This window comes from Nocardiopsis sp. NPDC055824 (assembly GCF_053616335.1).
The window spans coordinates 17117-34495 of sequence record NZ_JBSHDN010000054.1 but is presented as its reverse complement, the minus strand read 5'-3'; the positions used below and the strand labels follow the sequence as shown (position 1 = coordinate 34495).

The following is a 17379-nucleotide window of genomic DNA, read 5'->3' as shown; positions in this document are numbered from 1 at the left end:
CACCGGAGACCCGCCCCTCCGCGGGACGGCCGTCGGGACCGCCCGGTCCCGCGGAAGCGGTCAGCCGCCGGAACCGGCCGCCGGCGTCCGGGGAGCGGGCCTCCCGGACACGGCGGGGCGCGGCGCCTCCGCCCGGACACGCCGCGCCCCTCTCCTCCGCCGGTCGGAGCGGCCCGGCCGGACGCCCCTAGAAGGCGAAGCCGCGGAAGAGCAGCACCGCGAGCAGCAGTCCGACCGCCAGGTTGAACACCGTGGCGAGGCCGAACACGCCGATCGGCCGCCAGCCCGCCTCGCGCAGCGAGCCGAGCTTGAACTCCAGGCCGATACTGGTGAACGCCGCGATCAGGAACCAGTCGCGCAGGGCCCTGGCGGTGTCCAGGCCCGCCTGCGGGTCGGCGGCCGGGCCGTTGGACCACAGGGTCGCGGCGACCGAGGCGGCCAGGAACCCCAGCACGAACTTGGGGAACCGGTCCCACAGGGTGCGCAGGCCGGGGCGCTCCACCGCGCCGCCGCCCTCGGCGGGGGCGACCCGGAAGGCGAAGTAGGCGGTCAGCAGCACCGCCACGACGCCCATCAGGACGTTCTGGGTGGCCTTGACGATGGAGGCGATCTGGAGGGCCTCCTCGCCGACGATCGCCCCGGAGGCCGCGACCGCCGCCGTGGTGTCGATGTTGCCGCCGATCCACGCGCCGGCCTGGGCGGTGCTCAGTCCGAGCACGCCGACCAGCCACGGCAGCAGGAAGATCGAGGGGACGGCGAACAGGATGACCAGGCTCGCGGTGTAGGCGAGCTGTTCCCTGCGCGCCTGCACGGCTCCGGCTGCGGCGATGGCGGCGCTGACCCCGCAGATGGACACCGACGAGGCGAGCAGCGCCCGCAGCCGGTCGTCCAGGCCGAGCTTGCCGCCCACCCACCAGGTGAACAGGAACACCGACGTGACCAGGAACAGGGCCTGGAGGACGGCGGGCCCGGCGGCCTGGGCGATGACGTCGAACAGGACCGTGGAGCCGAGCAGGACCAGGCCCGTCTTGATGAGGAACTCGGTCCTGAACGCCGGGGCCAGCCGGTCGCGCACCCCCAGGAGGGAGAGCACCAGGTTGCCCAGCAGGCCGAGCAGGATCGCGTAGACGGGGTACTCGACGGCCTCGGCGAAGCCGCCCAGCGGGGACCCCTCCGCGGCGGCGGGGACCCAGGACTCCAGGAAGCGGGTGGCCGCGGCCAGGGCGAGGACCACGAGGAGGCCGAGGGCGGACCAGAGCGGTGCGCCGGGTCCGCGCGGGGCATCCGCGTCCTCCCGGGCGTCGGCCCCGCCGTCGCCGGTCACGCCGCCCTCAGGGCCGCCGGTGGTGTCGTCGGGGCCGACCGCAGTGCCGTCCGCGGTCCCGGTCGCGCCGGCGCCGTCGGCCCGGGAGGCGTCCTCTCCGGGGCCGGGGGTGTGCATGGCCATCAGGGGACCAGTCCCGCCGGGATGACCCCGAGCAGGGCCAGGCCGAGCAGCACGAGTCCGGTGACGGTGGCCGCCCAGTCCTCGCCGATCCGCCACCGGGGGCGCGGGGGAGCCGGTTCGGGCGTGGAAGCGGGCGTGGTGGGTGTCTCGCTCATGGTTCTCCTCGATCTCCGGGCGCGGGGGCGCCCTCGGGGGACGGGACGGGATACGACCGGAACGGCGACTAACTACACTAAACATACTCATTTAGTGTAGTTAATGGCCGAGCAAGGCGCCAGACCCGCTTCCGGCGCCCGGAAGGGGCGTGGGACCGGGCCCGACGGCCCGGCGGTGACGATACGGGGAGCACGGCCCCCGTGTCCGGCACACGGCGACGGGACCGGCCCCGGCGCGGGGAGCCGGAACCTCAGCCCCGGTGTGCGGCCCCGGGTCCGGACTCGGCGCGGAGCACGGGCCCGGTGGTGGGCAGCCCGCGGGCGCGCCAGGCGCGGAAACCGCCGGCCATGTCGGTGGCCCTCGCCAGCCCCAGCTCCTGGAGCTGGACGGCGGCCAGGCTGGAGGCGTACCCCTCGTTGCAGAACAGCACGATGAGCCGGTCAACGGAGTCGGCCTCGGGCACCCGGTCGGGACTGCTGGGGTCCAGCCGCCACTCCAGGACGTTGCGGTCGATCACCAGCGCCCCCGGGATCTCCCCCTCGGCCTCGCGGTTGACGGCGGGCCGGGTGTCGACCAGCAGCGCGCCCTCCCCCTGGGCGCGCAGCGCCTCGGCCGGCGAGAGCCGTTCGAGTCGGGCGCGCTTGCCGTCGAGGAGCCGTTCGATCGCGCTCACCGCCGCTCCCCCGCCCCGGCCGTGGGCACGGCGTCCAGCGTGGGGACGTCGGGCTCGGGGTCGCTGGTCAGGATGCTGCCGGTGCGGCGCAGCGCGTTGTCGCCGCTGACCTCGTAGTAGTGCATGGCGGTCAGCGGCGGCGAGTAGGCGTGCACGCTGACGGCGGGCGCGGCGGCGGCGTTGACCACGTCGTGCACGTGGCCGAGCGGGAACCGGCCGCCCCCGCCGTCTGCGAGGGTGCGTTCGCACAGGCCGGCGTCCCAGTAGCGTTCGACCAGCTCCCCGGCGACGACGGTGAGCGCGCCCAGCGAACCGGCGTGGTCGTGGAGCCGGGTGGACTGGTCGGGCGTCCAGGAGATGAGCCAGACGTCGGTGTAGTCGTCGGCGCGCAGGCGGACCGACCAGCGGTTCTCGGCGTCGAAGCGGATCTCGTGGAGCCCCTGGCGGACCTCCTCGGCGACCGCGGCGGTCAGCTCGGACAGGCGGTCCAGGGTGAGCGGTGTCGGCGCGGCGGGCGCGGCTGCGGTGTCGGTCATGGGTTCTTGCTCTCGGATTCGTGGGCGGTCGGAGTCTGCGCTGGTCCGGCGGCCGCTAACAGTGCCCGTCGAAGGCCGGGGGCCGCAGGTGTGACGGTGTTCTGACTGCCATGACCGCAGTAAACCACATTCCCTACAGGTTTAGTTGGTAGGAGCCTCCCGTCGCACGTGTCACACCCGCCCCGGCGTCACCACACCCCTCGACACACCCCGCCCGACCTGCACGTTCCCACTCCTCCCGCACACACCACCGAAGATTCCCTACTTTTTCGGTTGACAAAATGGGGTTAGCGGATCAGGCTGGTGGACGAGGCCGACGGAATCGCGGAGCCGTCGGCCAGGACCCGCCGACCACCCGCGCCGCCCGGGCCACCCCGCCGGGTGGACGAACGCGAGGCCGGTCCCGGCGTTCCGGGCCGAGGGGGCTGCCATGCGCGGAGCCGCCCGACCCTCGGCCCGGAACGCCCTCCACGCCGCGCGATCGGACGGGAGGCCGACCCGATGCCCGACATCCGACAGGGACCGCCGCGTACCCCGCACAGGCCCCCGACCGAATCCGCCCCCGCACGGCACTCCTGGTCGAACACCACGCCGAGGACACGGAACCGCCGCCCGCCGCACACCGACCTGTGCTTTGATTCCCCATAATTCCGGTAGGTATTTACTGGCACACGTCGGCGTGCGTCCCAGCAGGAGGTTCACCATGTCCGAGACCGTCACCGGCCCCACCCCCGGCACGACCGGCGGCGAGGTCCGGATCATCGCCTCGGACGCGGAGGCCGTCGAGGCCGCCCGCGCCCTGGTCCCCCGGTTCGCGGAGGGCGCCTCCGGGCGCGACCGCGACCGCTGTCTGCCCCGGGAGCAGGTCCGCGAGCTGGCCCGGTCGGGCCTGCTCGGGATCACCGTGCCCCGCGCCCTGTGCGGGGCCGGCGCGGACGCCGGGACCGTCGCCGAGATCCTGCGCCTGCTCGGCACCGCCGACCTCAGCCTGGCGCAGATCCCGCAGCCGCACTTCGCGTTCCTCAACGCGCTGCGCCTGCGCGGGGGCGGGACCGCGCGGGCCCGGGTGTTCGGCGACGTCCTCTCCGGCTCGCTCGTCTCCAACGCCCAGGCCGAGCGGTCCGGGAGGACCGCGCACACCCACGCCACCCGCCTGGAGCGCGGCGGCGACGGCTGGCGGGTCAACGGCAGCAAGTACTACGCCACGGGTTCGCTGCTCGCCGACTGGATCGCCGTGGTCGCCCCCGCGGCCACCCCGGACGGACCGCGCCCGCACATCGCCTTCGTCCCGGCCGACGCCCCGGGCGTGCGCGTCGAGGACGACTGGGCCGGCATGGGCCAGCGCACCACCGCCAGCGGAACGGTGCACCTGGCCGACGTGGCCGTGCCCGACGACCTGGTCCTGCCCCAGTACCTGACGTTCGAGGGGCCCACCACCTACGGCGCGTTCGCGCAGCTGCTGCACGCCGCCATCGACGTCGGCGCGGCGCGCGGCGCCCTGGCCGAGGCGGCGGCCTTCGTGCGCTCCAAGAGCCGCCCCTGGTTCGAGAGCGGCGTCGACACCGCGCCCGAGGACCCGCTGCTCGTCCACCGGTTCGGCGAGCTGGAGATCCAGGTGCGCGCCGCGGAGGCCCTGCTGGCCTCCGCCGCCGACCGGGTGGACGCCGCCGACGCCGTCCTGGCCGGGGGCGCCCCCGGCGCGGAGGACGCCACCGCAGAGGCCTCGGTCGCCGTGGCCGCCGCCAAGGTCGCCGGCGGACGGGCCGCCGTGGAGGTCTCCTCCGCCCTGTTCGAGGTGGCGGGCACGCGGGCCGCGGCCGACTCCGAGAACCTGCACCGCCACTGGCGCGACGCCCGCACCCACACCGTCCACGACCCGGTGCGCTGGAAGGTCCAGCACGTCGGGGAGTACTCCCTCAACCGTCGCCGCCCACCGCGGCACGGTCAGATCTGATCCCGCAACGGAGGAGCGTCCCTCAATGCCCCTGACCTTCCACTGGTTCCTGCCCACGCAGGGGGACAGCCGCGGCATCGTCGGCGGCGGCCACGGCGCGGACGTCGTGGCCTCGGCCTGGCGGACCCGCGAGCCGACCCTGGACTACCTCGCCCAGATCGCCGGAGCCGCCGAGCGGCTGGGGTTCGAGGGCGTCCTCACCCCCACCGGCGCGTGGTGCGAGGACGCCTGGCTGACCACGGCGATGCTGGCCGGGAGCACGAGGCGGCTGAAGTTCCTGGTGGCGTTCCGCCCCGGGCTCCTCTCGCCCACCCTGGCGGCGCAGATGGCCGCGACCTACCAGCGGCTCAGCGGCGGACGTCTCCTGCTCAACGTGGTGACCGGCGGCGAGTCCGCCGAGCAGAGGCAGCACGGCGACTTCCTCGGCAAGGACGCCCGGTACGCGCGCACCGACGAGTTCCTCCAGGTGGTCGGACGGCTCTGGCGCGGGGAGACCGTCGACTTCCGGGGGGAGCACGTCACGGTGGAGGGGGCCCGGCTCGCGAAGGCGCCGGACCCCCTGCCGCCGGTCTACTTCGGCGGCTCCTCCCCCGCCGCGCTCGACGTGGCCTCCCGCCGCGTGCAGACGTACCTGACGTGGGGTGAGCCGCCCGGCGCGGTCGCCGACAAGATCGACCGGGTCAGCGCCCTGGCGGCCAAGCGCGGCCGCACACTCGACTACGGCGTGCGGCTGCACGTGATCAGCCGGGACACCGCGGAGGAGGCGTGGGCGCAGGCCCAGCGCCTGCTCGACGGGCTGGCCCCCGACACCGTGGGGCAGGTGCAGCACCACCTGGCCATGAGCGAGTCCGAGGGCCAGCGCCGGATGCTCGAACTGCACGGCGGAAGCGCCGCCGACCTGGAGGTCCACCCCAACCTGTGGGCGGGTGTGGGCCTGGCCAGGGGCGGGGCCGGCACCGCACTGGTGGGCAGCCACGCCCAGGTGGCCGACCTGATCGAGGAGTACCACCGGGCGGGCGCCACCGAGTTCGTCCTGTCCGGGTACCCCCACCTGGAGGAGGCCTACTGGTTCGGCGAGGGGGTACTGCCGCTGTTGCGGGAGCGCGGGCTGTGGGAGCACCCGGAGGGAGGGGAGGAGTCCGCCGCCCCCCACGTCCCCTTCGCCGTGTCCGCCCCGGCCACGTCCTGACCGCCCCCGCACCGGAGACCGCCATGACCACCACCACCGTCCTCGTCGGCAATCCCCGGCCGAACTCCCGTACCGCCACCGCCGGCCTGGCCGTGGCCCGTCACGCCGCGGACGCGGCCGGACTGCCGGACGTGCCCGGACCGGACGACCTGCTCGACCTGTCGCGGATCCGGCAGCTGCTGCTCGCCCCCGGCCCGCAGCCGGAGGTGGAGGCCGCCCTGGAGAGGGTGCGCGCCACCGACCTGCTGGTCGTGGCCAGCCCCACCTACAAGGCGACCTACACCGGTCTGCTGAAGGTGTTCCTGGACCTGCTGCCGTCCGGCGGGCTGGCGGGGGTGACGGCCGTGCCCGTGCTGGTGATGGCGTCCGCGGCCCACACCCTGGCCGTGGACGTGCACCTGCGCCCGCTGCTGCTCGAACTGGGCGCGACCGTTCCGGCGTCCGGACTGGCCCTGCTCCAGGACGCGGTCCCCTCCGACGGCGGGACCGACGGCACTCCGCGCCTGGACGGGGTGCTCGCGCCGTGGGCCGGGCGCGCGGCCCCCGTGCTGCGCGCGGCGGTGCGCACCCGGTCGGCCGCCGCCTGAGTCCTCCCCCCTCTCTTCACCCACCACAAGGGAGAGTCCGTTGAGTATCGCCGAGACCGCTTCCCCGTCCTTGGCGGAGGCCGACCGTTTCCGCGCGACGCTGCGCAACCACCCGGCCGGGGTCGTCATCATCACCGCCAGCGTGGAGGGGCGGCCCGTGGGGCTGACCGCCACCTCCTTCACCAGCGTCAGCCTCGCCCCGCCGCTGGTGTCCTTCTACATCGCGGAGTCCTCCACGACCTGGCCGGCGCTGCGCAGGGCGGGCGAGTTCGGGGTGCAGCTGCTGACCGAGGAGCAGTCCGACCTGGCCGACCGGTTCGCCCGCAGGGGGGAGGACCGGTTCGCCGCGCCGACGGCGTGGAGCCGGGGGCCGTCGCAGGTCCCGCTGCTGGACGGGGCCTCGGCGCACCTGGTCTGCTCCCGGTTCGACACCCGGCTGATCGGCGACCACTGGCTGGTGGTCGGGGAGGTGACGCACACGCTGGTGCTGGACGACCCGCGTCCGCCGCTCGTCTACCACCGGGGTGCGTTCGGCGGGGTCTCGGCCCTGCGCTGACCCCTTCCCGTACCGCGCCGCACTCGGGGGGCGTCCCTGGCACGGGGTGCCCCCGGAGGGCCGTGCCACCGGGAGGGGCCTCCCGCGCATGAGGGGGCGTCGTCCGGACCGTGGAGCCCGCCGCCGCCCGGAGGCCGGGCGGCGGCGGGGCGCTCAGCCGTCCAGGCGCTCCCCCGTTCCCGGCGAGAACACGTGCACCCGTCCGGGGCGCACGCCCAGGCGCACGGTCGCACCCGCCGCCGGAGCCGCGTGCGGCGCCACCCGCACCACCAGATCGCCGTCGGCCGGATGCCCGGGGAGGCCGCCGTACAGGTAGCAGTCGGCGCCCAGGTGTTCGACCAGGCCCACCTCCATCGCGAACCCCTCGCCCTCCCCCACCAGGTCGACCGCCTCGGGGCGAAAGCCCAGCAGCGCGGAGGACGCGCCCTCGTCGGCGAGCCTGCGCCGTTGGCCGGGGGTGAGCGGCAGGGCGGCGTCGCCGACCCGGACCCCCTCCCGGCTCAGGGGGAACTCCCTCAGGTTCATCGCCGGGGAGCCGATGAACCCGGCGACGAAGGCGTTGGCGGGGTGCTCGTACAGCCGCACGGGGCTGTCGCACTGCTGGAGCACCCCGTCCTTGAGCACCGCCACCCGGTCGCCCATGGTCATCGCCTCGACCTGGTCGTGGGTGACGTAGACGGTGGTCACGCCCAGCCGCTTCTGGAGCGCGGCGATCTGCGTGCGGGTGGACACGCGCAGCTGGGCGTCCAGGTTGGACAGGGGCTCGTCCATGAGGAACACCCGGGGCTCGCGCACGATCGCGCGCCCCATCGCGACGCGCTGGCGCTGCCCCCCGGAGAGCGCCTTGGGCCTGCGGTGCAGCAGGGGCTCCAGGTCCAGGAGCCGGGCGGCCTCCAGGACCCTGCGCTCCCGCTCCGGCCTGGCGACCTTGGCCATCTCCAGGGCGAACCCCATGTTCTGCGCCACCGACATGTGCGGGTAGAGCGCGTAGGACTGGAAGACCATCGCGATGTCGCGCTCCAGCGGGCTGCTGTCGGTGACGTCCTCGCCCCCGATGCGGATGGTCCCCGAGTCCACCTCCTCCAGCCCCGCGAGCATCCTCAGCGAGGTGGACTTCCCGCACCCGGAGGGACCCACGAGCACCAGGAACTCCCCGTCCTCCACCTCCAGGCTCAGCTCGTCGACGGCGGGCGCCTCCGTGCCCGGGTAGAAGTGGGTGGCCTTCTCGAAACCGACCGATGCCACGGCGGATCCCTCCTCTACAGCTGGGGGTTGATCTGGAGCTTGCGGCCACGGCCCGCCCGGAAGGCGTCGACGGCGTCGCCGAAGCCGTCCAGGGCGAAGGTGTCGGTGACCATGGCGTCGGCGTCGACCACGCCCTTGGCCATGAGGTCCACCGCCCGCCCGTAGCTGTGCAGGACGGCCATACTGCCCACGACGGTGATCTCGTCGTTGTAGACGCGGAACGGCGAGAAGGACGCGGTGGCCTCGGCCGGCGCCACCCCGAACACCTGGAAGGTGCCGCCCCGGGCGACGCGGGTCAGCCCGTCCTCGATGGCGGCGACCACGCCGGTGCAGTCGACGACGACCTCCCAGTCGCGGCGGTCGAGCTCGTCGGGGCCGGGGGCGACGGCGTCGGCACCGAGGGAGGCGGCCACCGCCAGCCGGTCCTTGTTGGGGTCCACGACGGACACGCTCGCGGCCCCGGCGGAACGCGCGAGCTGGGCCATCAGCAGGCCCATGGTTCCCGCCCCGTACACGAGGTAGTGCTCCCCGACCCGGCCCGGGAGCAGGTCGAAGCCGTGCACCGCGCAGGACAGGGGCTCGATGAGCGCGCCGTGGGAGAAGGGCATGTGCTCGGGGATCGGGTAGCAGGACGCGGCGGGGGCGACGGCGAGTTCGGCGCAGGCCCCGGGGCCGGTGACGCCGATGGCGTTCCAGCTCTCGCACAGGTTCCCCCGGCCGACGACGCACTTGGAGCACGCGCCGCAGAACAGGGAGGGGTCGACGGCCACGCGGTCGTCCACGGCCAGGCCGGTGACCTCCGATCCGAGCGCGACGACCGTTCCCGCGAACTCGTGGCCGGGGACGATCGGGTAGGGCGTGGGGGCGAACTCCCCGTCGATGATGTGCAGGTCGGTGCCGCAGACGCCCACGGCGGAGGGGGCGACGACCACCTCGCGGGGGCCGGGAGCGGGGTCCTCCACCCGCTCGAGGGAGAAGTGGCCGGGTTCGCTGACGACGAGTGCACGCATTACTTCACAGCTCCTAGGGAGAGGCCGCGGACCAGCCAGCGCTGGGCGGTCCATCCGGCGATGATCACGGGCAGGGCCGCCATGGTGGAGGCGGCGGACAGGCGGGCCCAGAACAGCCCCTCGCCGCTGATGAAGCCGACGAGGAACACGGGCACGGTGGCGGCTCGGGTGGCGGTGAGGTTGACGGCGAAGAAGAACTCGTTCCAGGCGAAGATGAAGCAGATCAGGGCGGTCGCGGCCAGTCCGGGCGCGATCATCGGCAGGATGACGCGCCGCATCTCGGTGAGCCTGGGCGCGCCGTCCATCCGGGCGGCCTCCAGCACCTCCTTGGGCAGTTCGACCAGGAAGGAGCGGATCATCCACACCGCGATCGGCATGTTCATGGCCGTGTACACGAGGGTGAGGGTGCGGGCGTCGTCCAGGGCGCCGAGGTTCTGGGCGATGACGTAGAGCGGCAGGATCATGGCCACCGGCGGCAGCAGCTTGGTGGACAGGAAGAAGAACAGCGAGTCCCGCCACTGGGAGATGCGCACCAGTGAGAGCGCGTAGGCGGCCGGGAGGCCCAGGACGACGGCCAGGAGCGTGGACAGGACCGAGGCCTGGAGCGAGTTGAGCAGGTACGGCACGAAGTCGCGGCCGAGCACGGCGGCGTACTGGTCCAGGGTGGGTCGGAAGAAGAGGGTCGGCGGGTCGGTGGAGGCCTGCGACTCCTGTTTGAACCCGGTGAGGAACATCCACAGGACCGGGAAGAAGAACAGCAGTCCCACGGCCCAGGCGAGCAGGCCCGCGGCGGGGCGGAGCGGCCGGCGTCGGCGCCTGCGGGGGGCGGGCCCCGCCTCGGGGGCTGCGGCGGGGGCCGGCGCCTCGGTCACGCTTGTCACGACTCCTCCTCGAAGAGGCTGGAGACCACCCGCAGGGCGAACATGGCGACGACCAGGGTGGCGGCCACCACGATGACCCCGGCGGCCGCGGCCTCGCCCACGTCGAAGGCGCGGAAGGCCTGCAGGTAGATGAAGTAGGGCAGGTTGGTGCTGGCCTGGCCGGGGCCTCCCTGGGTGATCATGTAGACGGCGTCGAAGGTCTGGACGATGTAGATCGTGCCGAGCAGCAGCGCCAGCTCCACGAAGCGGCGCAGGTGCGGGAAGGTGATGCGTCGGAAGACGGCGAGGGGCCGGGCGCCGTCGACGCGCGCCGCCTCCAGCACCTCCGGCGACTGGCTCTGCAGGCCGGCGAGCATGATGAGCATCATGAACGGCGTCCACTGCCAGGTGAGGACCATGACGACGGACAGCAGCGGGAAGTCGTTGACCCAGTCCGCCTCGATCCCGAACGGGGACAGCGCCCAGTTGAGCAGTCCGTAGACGGGGTGGTACACGGACGTCTTCCACAGCAGTGCCGCGGCGACGGGCATGACCAGGAACGGTGTGATCAGGAGGGTGCGCACGACCCCTCGGCCGGGGAAGGAGCGGTCGAGGAGGACCGCGAGCGCCAGCCCGAGGGCCAGGGAGAGCAGGACGGCGCCGGCGGTCAGGACGACCGTGTTCGCGACGGCGTTGCGGAAGAGCGGGTCCCCCAGGACCCGGCCGTAGTTGGCGATCCCGGCGAAGGAGCCGGAGTCCGGCCGCAGCAGGTTGCTGTCCTGGAAGCTGTAGTAGACGGTGAACAGGAACGGGATCTGCGTCATCGCGATGACGAACAGCAGGCCCGGCAGCAGCGGGGTCCGGCGTATCCAGCGCTCCCCCCGCGCGGGTTCGCGCGTGGTGGGCCCGCGCCGCGCCGTGTCCGGCGTGGTCTGAGCGGTCATGGGCTTCCTCGAAGGTGTCGTGGCGGTGGCGGTGTGGTGCGGCCGGGGTGGCCCGGACCCGGTTCAGTCGCGGTAGCCGCCGGACAGGGCCGTCTCCTCCGCGTACTCCTGGGACTTGCGCAGCGCCTCCTCGACGGACTGCTGTCCGGCGATGGCCGCGGAGATCTCCTGGGAGACGCGGGTGCCCAGGTCCTGGAACTCGGGGATGGCGACGTACTGGACGCCGGTCCACGGCTGCGGGTGCAGGCCGGGCCGCTCCACGTCGACGTTGCCGATGGCCTCGTAGGTGGGACCGGCGAAGGCCTCGGCCGCCTCCCGGTACTCGGGGATGTCGTAGGTCGAGACGCGGGCGCCGGGCGGCACGCGCTCCCAGCCGAGGCGCTCCCCGACCAGGCGGTGGTACTCGCGGGACGTGGCCCAGGAGACGAACTCCCAGGCGGCCCCGGGGTCGGTGGAGGTCGTGGGGATCGACAGCGCCCATGCCCACAGCCAGCCCGCGTGCTCGGTCCGGGCGACCGGGGCGGGGGCGTAGCCGATGTCGCCGGCGACGCTGCTGGAGTCGGGGTCCTCCAGGTTGCCCGCTGCGACGGTGGAGTCGTAGAACATGGCGGCGTCGCCCTGGGCCATGGTGGTCAGGCACTCGGTGAACCCGGCGTTGGGCGCCCCGGGCTGCCCGTACCCGCCCACCAGGTCGACGTAGGTCCGGACGGCCTCCTCGACCTCGGGGGAGTCCAGGTGCGCGTTCCAGTCCTCGTCGTACCACCGGCCGCCGTGGGTGAGGATGACCGTGTTGAGCGGGGCGAGGAGCTCTCCCCAGCCGGGGACGCCGCGCAGGCAGATCCCGGAGACGCCGCCCTCGGGGTCGTCCAGCTCCTCCGCGAAGGCGGCGACGTCCTCCCAGGTCGGCTCGTCGGGCATCTCCAGGCCCGCCTCCTCGAACAGGTCCTCGCGGTACATCAGCAGCGACGACTCGCCGTAGAAGGGCGCCCCGTACATCCGGTCCTCGTGGGAGAGGGCGGAGCGCACGGTCGGGATGATGTCGTCGATGTCGTAGTCGGGGTCGGAGGCGTACTCGTCGAGGCCGAGGATCCAGCCGTTCTCCGCCCAGATGGGCACCTCGTAGGTGCCCACGGTGACCACGTCGTACTGGCCGCCCCGGGTGGCGATGTCCTGGGTGACGCGGTCGCGGAGCTGGTTCTCGGGCAGGACGACGAAGTCGACGGTGATGCCGGGGTGCGAGGCGTTGAACTCGTCCGCGAGGGCCTGGATGTCGTCCATCTGGGGGTTGGCCACCGTGGCGACGGTGACGACGCGCTCCCCGTCGGAGCCGCCGCCTCCCGCGCCGGCGCAAGCGGTGGCGAGGAGCGCCAGGCCGGTGGCGGCGGCCACGGCGGGAAGTCCGCGCCGCGTCGTGCGTGTGAGCATGTTCTTCCTCCTGGGGGGCGGCCCGGGTTGCGGGGAGCCGTGTCCCGTGGGGGTGTCAGGCCGCCACGGGTCTGCTCAGATGAGCAGACTCCTGAGCAGATGAGCAACGTGCGGCCCATTTAAGTTGTGACTGGCATCACGGGTCAAGACGGGATGCAATAATGAGCGTCAGCATGCTCATATGAGCGAACCCCTGGAGGATGTCGATGAAACCCGCGTTCCGACCGGCGGAACTGATCCGCGCCACCGCCATCGCGCGCAGGTACTACATCGCCGGGGAGTCGAAGATCCGCATCGCCGAGGACTTCGGGATCAGCCGGTTCAAGGTCGCGCGCATCCTCGACGACGCGCGCGCGGCGGGCATCGTGCGCATCGAGATCGCCGAGCCCACCGAGGTCGACACCGACCTCTCCCACCAGCTGCGGACCGCCTACGGGCTGCACCAGGCGATCGCGGTCGTCGACCCCGGCGAGGGCGGCGCCATGCACCGCGGCCTGGGGCGGATCGCGGCCGAGTACCTCACCGAGATCCTGGAGGAGGACGACACCCTGGGTCTGGCCTGCTCGCGCACGCTCAACGCGATGACGCTGGCGCTGGACGAGCTGCCCCGGTGCACGGTCGTGCAGCTGACCGGCGTGCTCCCCGGCGGCGTGGAGGAGAACTCGGTGGAGCTGGTCCGGCGGGTCGCCAGCCTGGCGCGCGGCCCGGCCTACCCCATCTACGCCCCGCTCGTGGTCTCCGACCCCGCGACCGCCGACGCCCTGCGCGCCCAGCCCCAGGTGGCCGGGGCGATGCAGCGCTACACGGAGCTGGACAAGGCGGTGGTCGCCATCGGATCCTGGTCACCGACCCTGTCCCTGGTCCGGGACGCCCTCTCCCCGGCCGAGGGCGCCGCCCTCGAACGCGACGGCGTGCAGGCCGAGGTGTGCGCCCGGACCGTGGACGTCCACGGCACACCGACCGCACCGGAGCTGACCTCGCGGATCATCGCCATCACCCTGGAGCAGCTGCGCGACGTGCCCGAGGTCGTCGCGGTCGCCGGAGGCGCCGGCAAGGCGCAGGCGATCCACTCCGTGCTCAAGACCGGTGTGGTGTCCTCCCTCGTCACCGACACCACGACGGCGCGCACGCTCATCGAGGCGGCGGTCCTCTGAGCCGCCGGCGGGCCCGCCCCGGCCGTTCCCCTCCACGCACCGGCCCGCGCGCCGAACCCTCCTCCCACTCCGAACCGCCACCCTCCGAACACCCACCCCCTCACCCTCACGGAGCCGACATGGCACTGGTCGCCGGAATCGACAGCTCGACCCAGTCCTGCAAGATCGTGGTCTGCGACGCCGACGGCGGAGCGGTGGTGCGCGAGGCCCGCGCACCGCACCCCGACGGAACCGAGGTCCACCCCCGCGAGTGGTGGACCGCCCTGGAGGAGGCCTCCTCGGGCCTGCTCGACGACGTGGCGGCGGTCGCCGTCGCCGGACAGCAGCACGGCATGATCGCCGTGGACGCGGACGGCGGGGTCGTCCGCCCGGCCCTGCTGTGGAACGACACCCGCTCGGCGCAGGCGGCCCTGGACCTGATCGGCGAACTGGGCGGGCCCGCGGAGTGGGCCGGGGCCGTGGGCAACGTGCCCAACGCCAGCCTCACCGTCAGCAAGCTGCGCTGGCTGGCCGAGCGCGAGCCGGAGAACGCCGCCCGCACGACCCGCGTGATGCTCCCCCACGACTGGCTGACCTGGCGGCTGGCCGGCGGCGGGGCCGACCCCGTCACCGACCGGGGCGACGCCTCGGGCACCGGGTACTGGTCGCCGGCCGAGGGGTCCTACCGCACCGACCTGATGGCCAAAGCGTTCGGACGCGAACTGGAGGCGCCCCGGGTGGCCGGGCCCTCCGAGGTCGTGGGGCACACTCCGTCGGGCGCGGTGATCGCCCCCGGGACCGGTGACAACATGGGCGCCGCCCTGGGGCTGGGGCTGCGGCCGGGCGACGCCGTGGTGTCCCTGGGGACCAGCGGGACCGTGTTCGCGGTGAGCGAGGGGCCGAGCCGGGACCCGGACGGGATCGTCAACGGGTTCGCCGACGCGACCGGGCGGTACCTGCCGCTCGTGTGCACGCTGAACGCGGCGCGGGTCCTCGGGGCTACCGCGGCGATGCTCGGCGTGGACCTGGCCGGGCTGGACGCGCTCGCGCTGGCCGCCGAACCGGGCGCGGAGGGGGTCGTGCTCCTGCCCTACCTGGACGGCGAGCGCACACCGGTGCTGCCCGACGCCGCCGGTTCCCTGCACGGGCTGCGGCGGGCCAACATGCGGCCGGAGAACGTCGCGCGCGCGGCGGTGGAGGGGATGCTGTGCGGGCTGGCCGACGGCCTGTCCGCCATGACCCGCACCGGCGTGCCGGTCGGGCGGGTCCTGCTCGTGGGCGGGGCCGCCCGGTCGGCCGCGGTCCGCGAGGTCGCGGCGACGGTCCTGGGGGTCCCGGTGGCGGTGCCGCCGCCCGCCGAGTACGTCGCGGTCGGCGCGGCCCGCCAGGCGGCCTGGGCACTGGCGGGCACCGCCGAGCCGCCGGTCTGGGACCTCGGCGAGGGCGCCGAGCTGGAGCCCGTCGACGCGCCCCTCGTACGGCGCGCCTACGCGGAGGCGCGCGGGTCCCTCCACGGCGTCTGACCCCGGTCCCGTGCCCCCGCCCGGCTCGGGCGGGGGCACGGGTGCGTTCGGATGCGGGTGCGGGATGTGGACGCGGCGGGGGCTCCGCGCTCCGCCCTGCGGTCGGCGCCGCCCCCGCGCGACGGCACGGGCGGTCCCGCGTGCCGCCGGGGACGCGGATCCCCCGGCGGACACGCCGTTGACAAGGCTGGCTAATGCCATTAGCTTTTAGCTAACGCACTTAGCCACTTGGGGGATGCCATGACCGAGTACCTCGCCGTCGACGGCGGCACGATCGCCTACGAGGTGTCGGGCACCGGGCCGCTGGTCGTCCTCGCGCACGGCATGGGCGACAGCCGCGCCGCCTACCGCGCCGTGGTCCCGCCGCTGGTGGCGGCGGGCTACCGGGTCGCCGCCGTGGACATGCGCGGCAGCGGGGAGTCCGGCGTCGACTGGCCGGAATGGAGCCGCACCGCCGTCGCCGCGGACCTGCTCGCCGTGATCCGCCACCTGGGCGGCCCGGCCGTGCTCGTCGGCCACTCGTTCTCCGGCGGGGCCGCCACCATCGCCGCGGCACAGGAGCCCTCGCTGGTCACCGCGGTCGTCGAGCTGGCGCCGTTCACCCGCGAGCAGACGATCGGCCTCAGTGACCTGCGGGTGAGGCGCTTCCGGCAGGGCATGCTGCGGCTGCTCGGCGCGGCAGTGCTCGGCAGCGTGCCGCTCTGGCGCTCCTACCTCGACGTGGCCTACCCCGGCGCCAAGCCGGACCACTGGGCCGAGCGGCTCGACCGCATCGACTCCATGCTGCGCGAGCCTGGCCGGATGAAGGCCCTGCAGAACATGGGCCGCAGCGCCCCGGCCGACGCCGGCGCGCACCTCGGCGGCGTCCGCTGCCCGGTCCTGGTCGTGATGGGCACGCTCGACCCCGACTGGGCCGACCCGCACGCCGAGGGGACGGCGATCGTCGACGCCCTGCCGTCCGGCCTCGGACGCCTGGAGATGATCGAGGGCGCGGGGCACTACCCGCACGACCAGTTCCCCGAGCGGGTCGTCACGCTCGTGCTCGCCTTCCTCGGGTCGGACGCCGTCCGGGCGCGGTGAGCCGGTCGGAGGCCGGTCCGGCGCGCGCCCCGGCCCCCGGTGACCTTGTACTTGCAGCCGGTCCCGACGCCTCGGGGTCACGTGGTGGTGGCGACGGGGAACTCCTCGGGTGGCTCGGCCGGGACAGCCCGTCCCGGGGCCGGCGAAAGCGGGCCCTCGCGGGAGAAGCCGGGGGCCCGGGCCCCCGCCCGCCTCCGCGGAGCCGGGTCAGAGGGGCCGGGACGGCCGCTCCCCCGGGCTCCCCACGCGGTAGAAGGCGGCGGCGTTGTCGTGGAGCACCGCGTCCAGGTGCTCCCCGGCGGCCCGGGAGACCAGGTCCAGGTCGGTGTCCTCGAACGGCCGTCGCGCGCGGGTGGAGGGCAGGTCGGTGCCGGCCATCAGCGCGGACGGGTCGACCTCCAGCACCGCGCGCATCGCCGCCACCGGGTCCAGGTCCACGCGCCCGAAACCGGTGGCCTTGACCCGCACCCCCCGCTCCACCAGGCGGAGCAGGTCCGGAAGACCGTCGGCGTGCAGGCCCAGGTGGTCCACGCTCACCGCCGGGAGCGCGGCCACGGTGTCGGCGATCCGCCCCAGGTCGCGGGCGTCGACGTAGAGCTCGGTGTGCATCCCGGCCACGGCGTGCACACGCCGGGCGAGGGCCTCCAGGTGCTCGGCGCCCTCCGAACCGCCCCGGCGCAGGTTGAACCGGACCGCGCGCACCCCCTTGGCGGCGAGTTCGGCGATGCGGGCGTCGGGGGTGTCGTGGGGGATCTGGGTGACGCCGACGAACCCGGGTCCCAGCCGCTCCAGGGCGTCCAGGAGGTAGCCCTGGTCGAAGGCCTGGAAGGATCCGGAGACGACCGCCCCGCCCACCACCCCCAGGTCCGCCACGCGCCGCCGGTAGTGCTCGGCGGTGAACTCCGCGGGCAGGTAGCCGCCGTTGGCCACCAGCGGGAAGCGGGTGTCGACGATGTGCAGGTGGGCGTCGAACAGCGGGCGGGGTGCGTTCACGGCGGATCGCCTTTCACGGGTGGGGACGGTCGGGCGGACCGGGGCCCCGGAGGGGCGGCAGGAGCACG

General features: G+C 74.2%; 17 protein-coding genes. 7 read left to right on the top strand and 10 right to left on the bottom strand.

Features of this window, described 5'->3' with window-relative positions:
• Nucleotides 1–187: 187 nt before the first annotated feature.
• The 4 genes from ACWGL3_RS13850 to ACWGL3_RS13835 all read right to left on the bottom strand — a co-directional run bounded on the left by ACWGL3_RS13850 (nucleotide 188) and on the right by ACWGL3_RS13835 (nucleotide 2812).
• On the bottom strand, nucleotides 188–1447 hold the full coding sequence (locus tag ACWGL3_RS13850; protein ID WP_452461337.1) for a YeiH family protein: 1260 nt from the start codon (nucleotides 1445–1447) through the stop codon (nucleotides 188–190).
• Nucleotides 1447–1602: a hypothetical protein gene (locus ACWGL3_RS13845; RefSeq protein ID WP_267945437.1), complete on the bottom strand. Its 156-nt coding sequence runs from the start codon at nucleotides 1600–1602 to the stop codon at nucleotides 1447–1449. The genes ACWGL3_RS13850 and ACWGL3_RS13845 overlap by 1 nt, the downstream gene beginning before the upstream one ends.
• A 251-nt stretch (nucleotides 1603–1853) precedes the next feature.
• Nucleotides 1854–2276, bottom strand: a complete 423-nt coding sequence (locus ACWGL3_RS13840) for a rhodanese-like domain-containing protein (RefSeq protein ID WP_452461336.1) — start codon at nucleotides 2274–2276, stop codon at nucleotides 1854–1856.
• Nucleotides 2273–2812, bottom strand: coding sequence for a cupin domain-containing protein (locus tag ACWGL3_RS13835; protein ID WP_267945439.1), 540 nt, complete (start codon nucleotides 2810–2812; stop codon nucleotides 2273–2275). Before ACWGL3_RS13835 ends, ACWGL3_RS13840 begins: the two co-directional genes overlap by 4 nt.
• 703 nt (nucleotides 2813–3515) lie before the next feature.
• Here ACWGL3_RS13835 and ACWGL3_RS13830 point away from each other — a divergent pair.
• From ACWGL3_RS13830 to ACWGL3_RS13815, 4 genes are read left to right on the top strand one after another with little or no spacing between them, the layout of a single operon-like run.
• The gene (locus ACWGL3_RS13830) at nucleotides 3516–4766 is read left to right on the top strand and encodes an SfnB family sulfur acquisition oxidoreductase (RefSeq protein ID WP_267945440.1); all 1251 of its coding nucleotides are present in this window, start codon (nucleotides 3516–3518) and stop codon (nucleotides 4764–4766) included.
• 25 nt (nucleotides 4767–4791) lie between these two features.
• Nucleotides 4792–5955, top strand: coding sequence for an LLM class flavin-dependent oxidoreductase (locus ACWGL3_RS13825; RefSeq protein WP_267945441.1), 1164 nt, complete (start codon nucleotides 4792–4794; stop codon nucleotides 5953–5955).
• Nucleotides 5956–5978: 23 nt separating this feature from the next.
• The gene (locus ACWGL3_RS13820) at nucleotides 5979–6542 is read left to right on the top strand and encodes an NAD(P)H-dependent oxidoreductase (RefSeq protein ID WP_267945442.1); all 564 of its coding nucleotides are present in this window, start codon (nucleotides 5979–5981) and stop codon (nucleotides 6540–6542) included.
• Nucleotides 6543–6582: 40 nt separating this feature from the next.
• On the top strand, nucleotides 6583–7098 hold the full coding sequence (locus ACWGL3_RS13815; protein WP_267945443.1) for a flavin reductase family protein: 516 nt from the start codon (nucleotides 6583–6585) through the stop codon (nucleotides 7096–7098).
• Between the two features lie 153 nt (nucleotides 7099–7251).
• On the opposite strand, the gene ACWGL3_RS13810 is transcribed toward ACWGL3_RS13815, so the two are convergent.
• The 5 genes from ACWGL3_RS13810 to ACWGL3_RS13790 form a co-directional block, all read right to left on the bottom strand.
• Nucleotides 7252–8343 (bottom strand): ABC transporter ATP-binding protein, encoded by a 1092-nt coding sequence (locus ACWGL3_RS13810; protein WP_352984900.1) that lies wholly within the window; start codon nucleotides 8341–8343, stop codon nucleotides 7252–7254.
• A 14-nt stretch (nucleotides 8344–8357) separates the two neighbouring features.
• Nucleotides 8358–9353 carry a zinc-dependent alcohol dehydrogenase family protein gene (locus tag ACWGL3_RS13805; RefSeq protein ID WP_344181858.1) on the bottom strand — a complete coding sequence of 332 codons (996 nt, stop codon included), beginning with the start codon at nucleotides 9351–9353 and terminating at the stop codon, nucleotides 8358–8360.
• On the bottom strand, nucleotides 9353–10234 hold the full coding sequence (locus tag ACWGL3_RS13800) for a carbohydrate ABC transporter permease (RefSeq protein ID WP_452461335.1): 882 nt from the start codon (nucleotides 10232–10234) through the stop codon (nucleotides 9353–9355). Before ACWGL3_RS13800 ends, ACWGL3_RS13805 begins: the two co-directional genes overlap by 1 nt.
• A complete protein-coding gene (locus ACWGL3_RS13795) occupies nucleotides 10231–11157 on the bottom strand; it encodes a carbohydrate ABC transporter permease (RefSeq protein ID WP_267945446.1) in 927 nt (308 codons plus the stop codon). The genes ACWGL3_RS13800 and ACWGL3_RS13795 overlap by 4 nt, the downstream gene beginning before the upstream one ends.
• Nucleotides 11158–11220: 63 nt before the next feature.
• Nucleotides 11221–12582: an ABC transporter substrate-binding protein gene (locus tag ACWGL3_RS13790; RefSeq protein WP_344181854.1), complete on the bottom strand. Its 1362-nt coding sequence runs from the start codon at nucleotides 12580–12582 to the stop codon at nucleotides 11221–11223.
• Nucleotides 12583–12788: 206 nt separating this feature from the next.
• On the opposite strand from ACWGL3_RS13790, the gene ACWGL3_RS13785 reads away from it, so the two are divergent.
• The 3 genes from ACWGL3_RS13785 (at nucleotide 12789) to ACWGL3_RS13775 (ending at nucleotide 16318) form a co-directional block, all read left to right on the top strand.
• Entirely contained in the window at nucleotides 12789–13736 is a 948-nt protein-coding gene (locus tag ACWGL3_RS13785; protein WP_267945448.1) for a sugar-binding transcriptional regulator, read from the top strand.
• A gap of 119 nt (nucleotides 13737–13855) precedes the next feature.
• The gene (gene xylB, locus ACWGL3_RS13780) at nucleotides 13856–15238 is read left to right on the top strand and encodes a xylulokinase (RefSeq protein ID WP_267945449.1); all 1383 of its coding nucleotides are present in this window, start codon (nucleotides 13856–13858) and stop codon (nucleotides 15236–15238) included.
• 240 nt (nucleotides 15239–15478) lie between these two features.
• Nucleotides 15479–16318 carry an alpha/beta fold hydrolase gene (locus ACWGL3_RS13775; protein WP_452461334.1) on the top strand — a complete coding sequence of 280 codons (840 nt, stop codon included), beginning with the start codon at nucleotides 15479–15481 and terminating at the stop codon, nucleotides 16316–16318.
• A 207-nt stretch (nucleotides 16319–16525) separates the two neighbouring features.
• Here the strand turns inward: ACWGL3_RS13775 and ACWGL3_RS13770 are convergent, their stop codons facing one another.
• Nucleotides 16526–17311, bottom strand: a complete 786-nt coding sequence (locus tag ACWGL3_RS13770) for an amidohydrolase family protein (RefSeq protein WP_344181848.1) — start codon at nucleotides 17309–17311, stop codon at nucleotides 16526–16528.
• Nucleotides 17312–17379 lie beyond the last annotated feature (68 nt).

Excerpts from the sequence above, each read along its gene's own strand:
- ACWGL3_RS13795 (WP_267945446.1), bottom strand. The coding sequence starts at position 11,157 with ATGACCGCTCAGACCACGCCGGACACGGCGCGGCGCGGGCCCACCACG.
- xylB (WP_267945449.1), top strand. The coding sequence starts at position 13,856 with ATGGCACTGGTCGCCGGAATCGACAGCTCGACCCAGTCCTGCAAGATC.
- ACWGL3_RS13835 (WP_267945439.1), bottom strand. The coding sequence starts at position 2,812 with ATGACCGACACCGCAGCCGCGCCCGCCGCGCCGACACCGCTCACCCTG.
- ACWGL3_RS13790 (WP_344181854.1), bottom strand. The coding sequence starts at position 12,582 with ATGCTCACACGCACGACGCGGCGCGGACTTCCCGCCGTGGCCGCCGCC.
- ACWGL3_RS13820 (WP_267945442.1), top strand. The coding sequence starts at position 5,979 with ATGACCACCACCACCGTCCTCGTCGGCAATCCCCGGCCGAACTCCCGT.
- ACWGL3_RS13825 (WP_267945441.1), top strand. The coding sequence starts at position 4,792 with ATGCCCCTGACCTTCCACTGGTTCCTGCCCACGCAGGGGGACAGCCGC.
- ACWGL3_RS13845 (WP_267945437.1), bottom strand. The coding sequence starts at position 1,602 with ATGAGCGAGACACCCACCACGCCCGCTTCCACGCCCGAACCGGCTCCC.
- ACWGL3_RS13805 (WP_344181858.1), bottom strand. The coding sequence starts at position 9,353 with ATGCGTGCACTCGTCGTCAGCGAACCCGGCCACTTCTCCCTCGAGCGG.
- ACWGL3_RS13850 (WP_452461337.1), bottom strand. The coding sequence starts at position 1,447 with ATGGCCATGCACACCCCCGGCCCCGGAGAGGACGCCTCCCGGGCCGAC.
- ACWGL3_RS13830 (WP_267945440.1), top strand. The coding sequence starts at position 3,516 with ATGTCCGAGACCGTCACCGGCCCCACCCCCGGCACGACCGGCGGCGAG.
- ACWGL3_RS13775 (WP_452461334.1), top strand. The coding sequence starts at position 15,479 with ATGACCGAGTACCTCGCCGTCGACGGCGGCACGATCGCCTACGAGGTG.
- ACWGL3_RS13785 (WP_267945448.1), top strand. The coding sequence starts at position 12,789 with ATGAAACCCGCGTTCCGACCGGCGGAACTGATCCGCGCCACCGCCATC.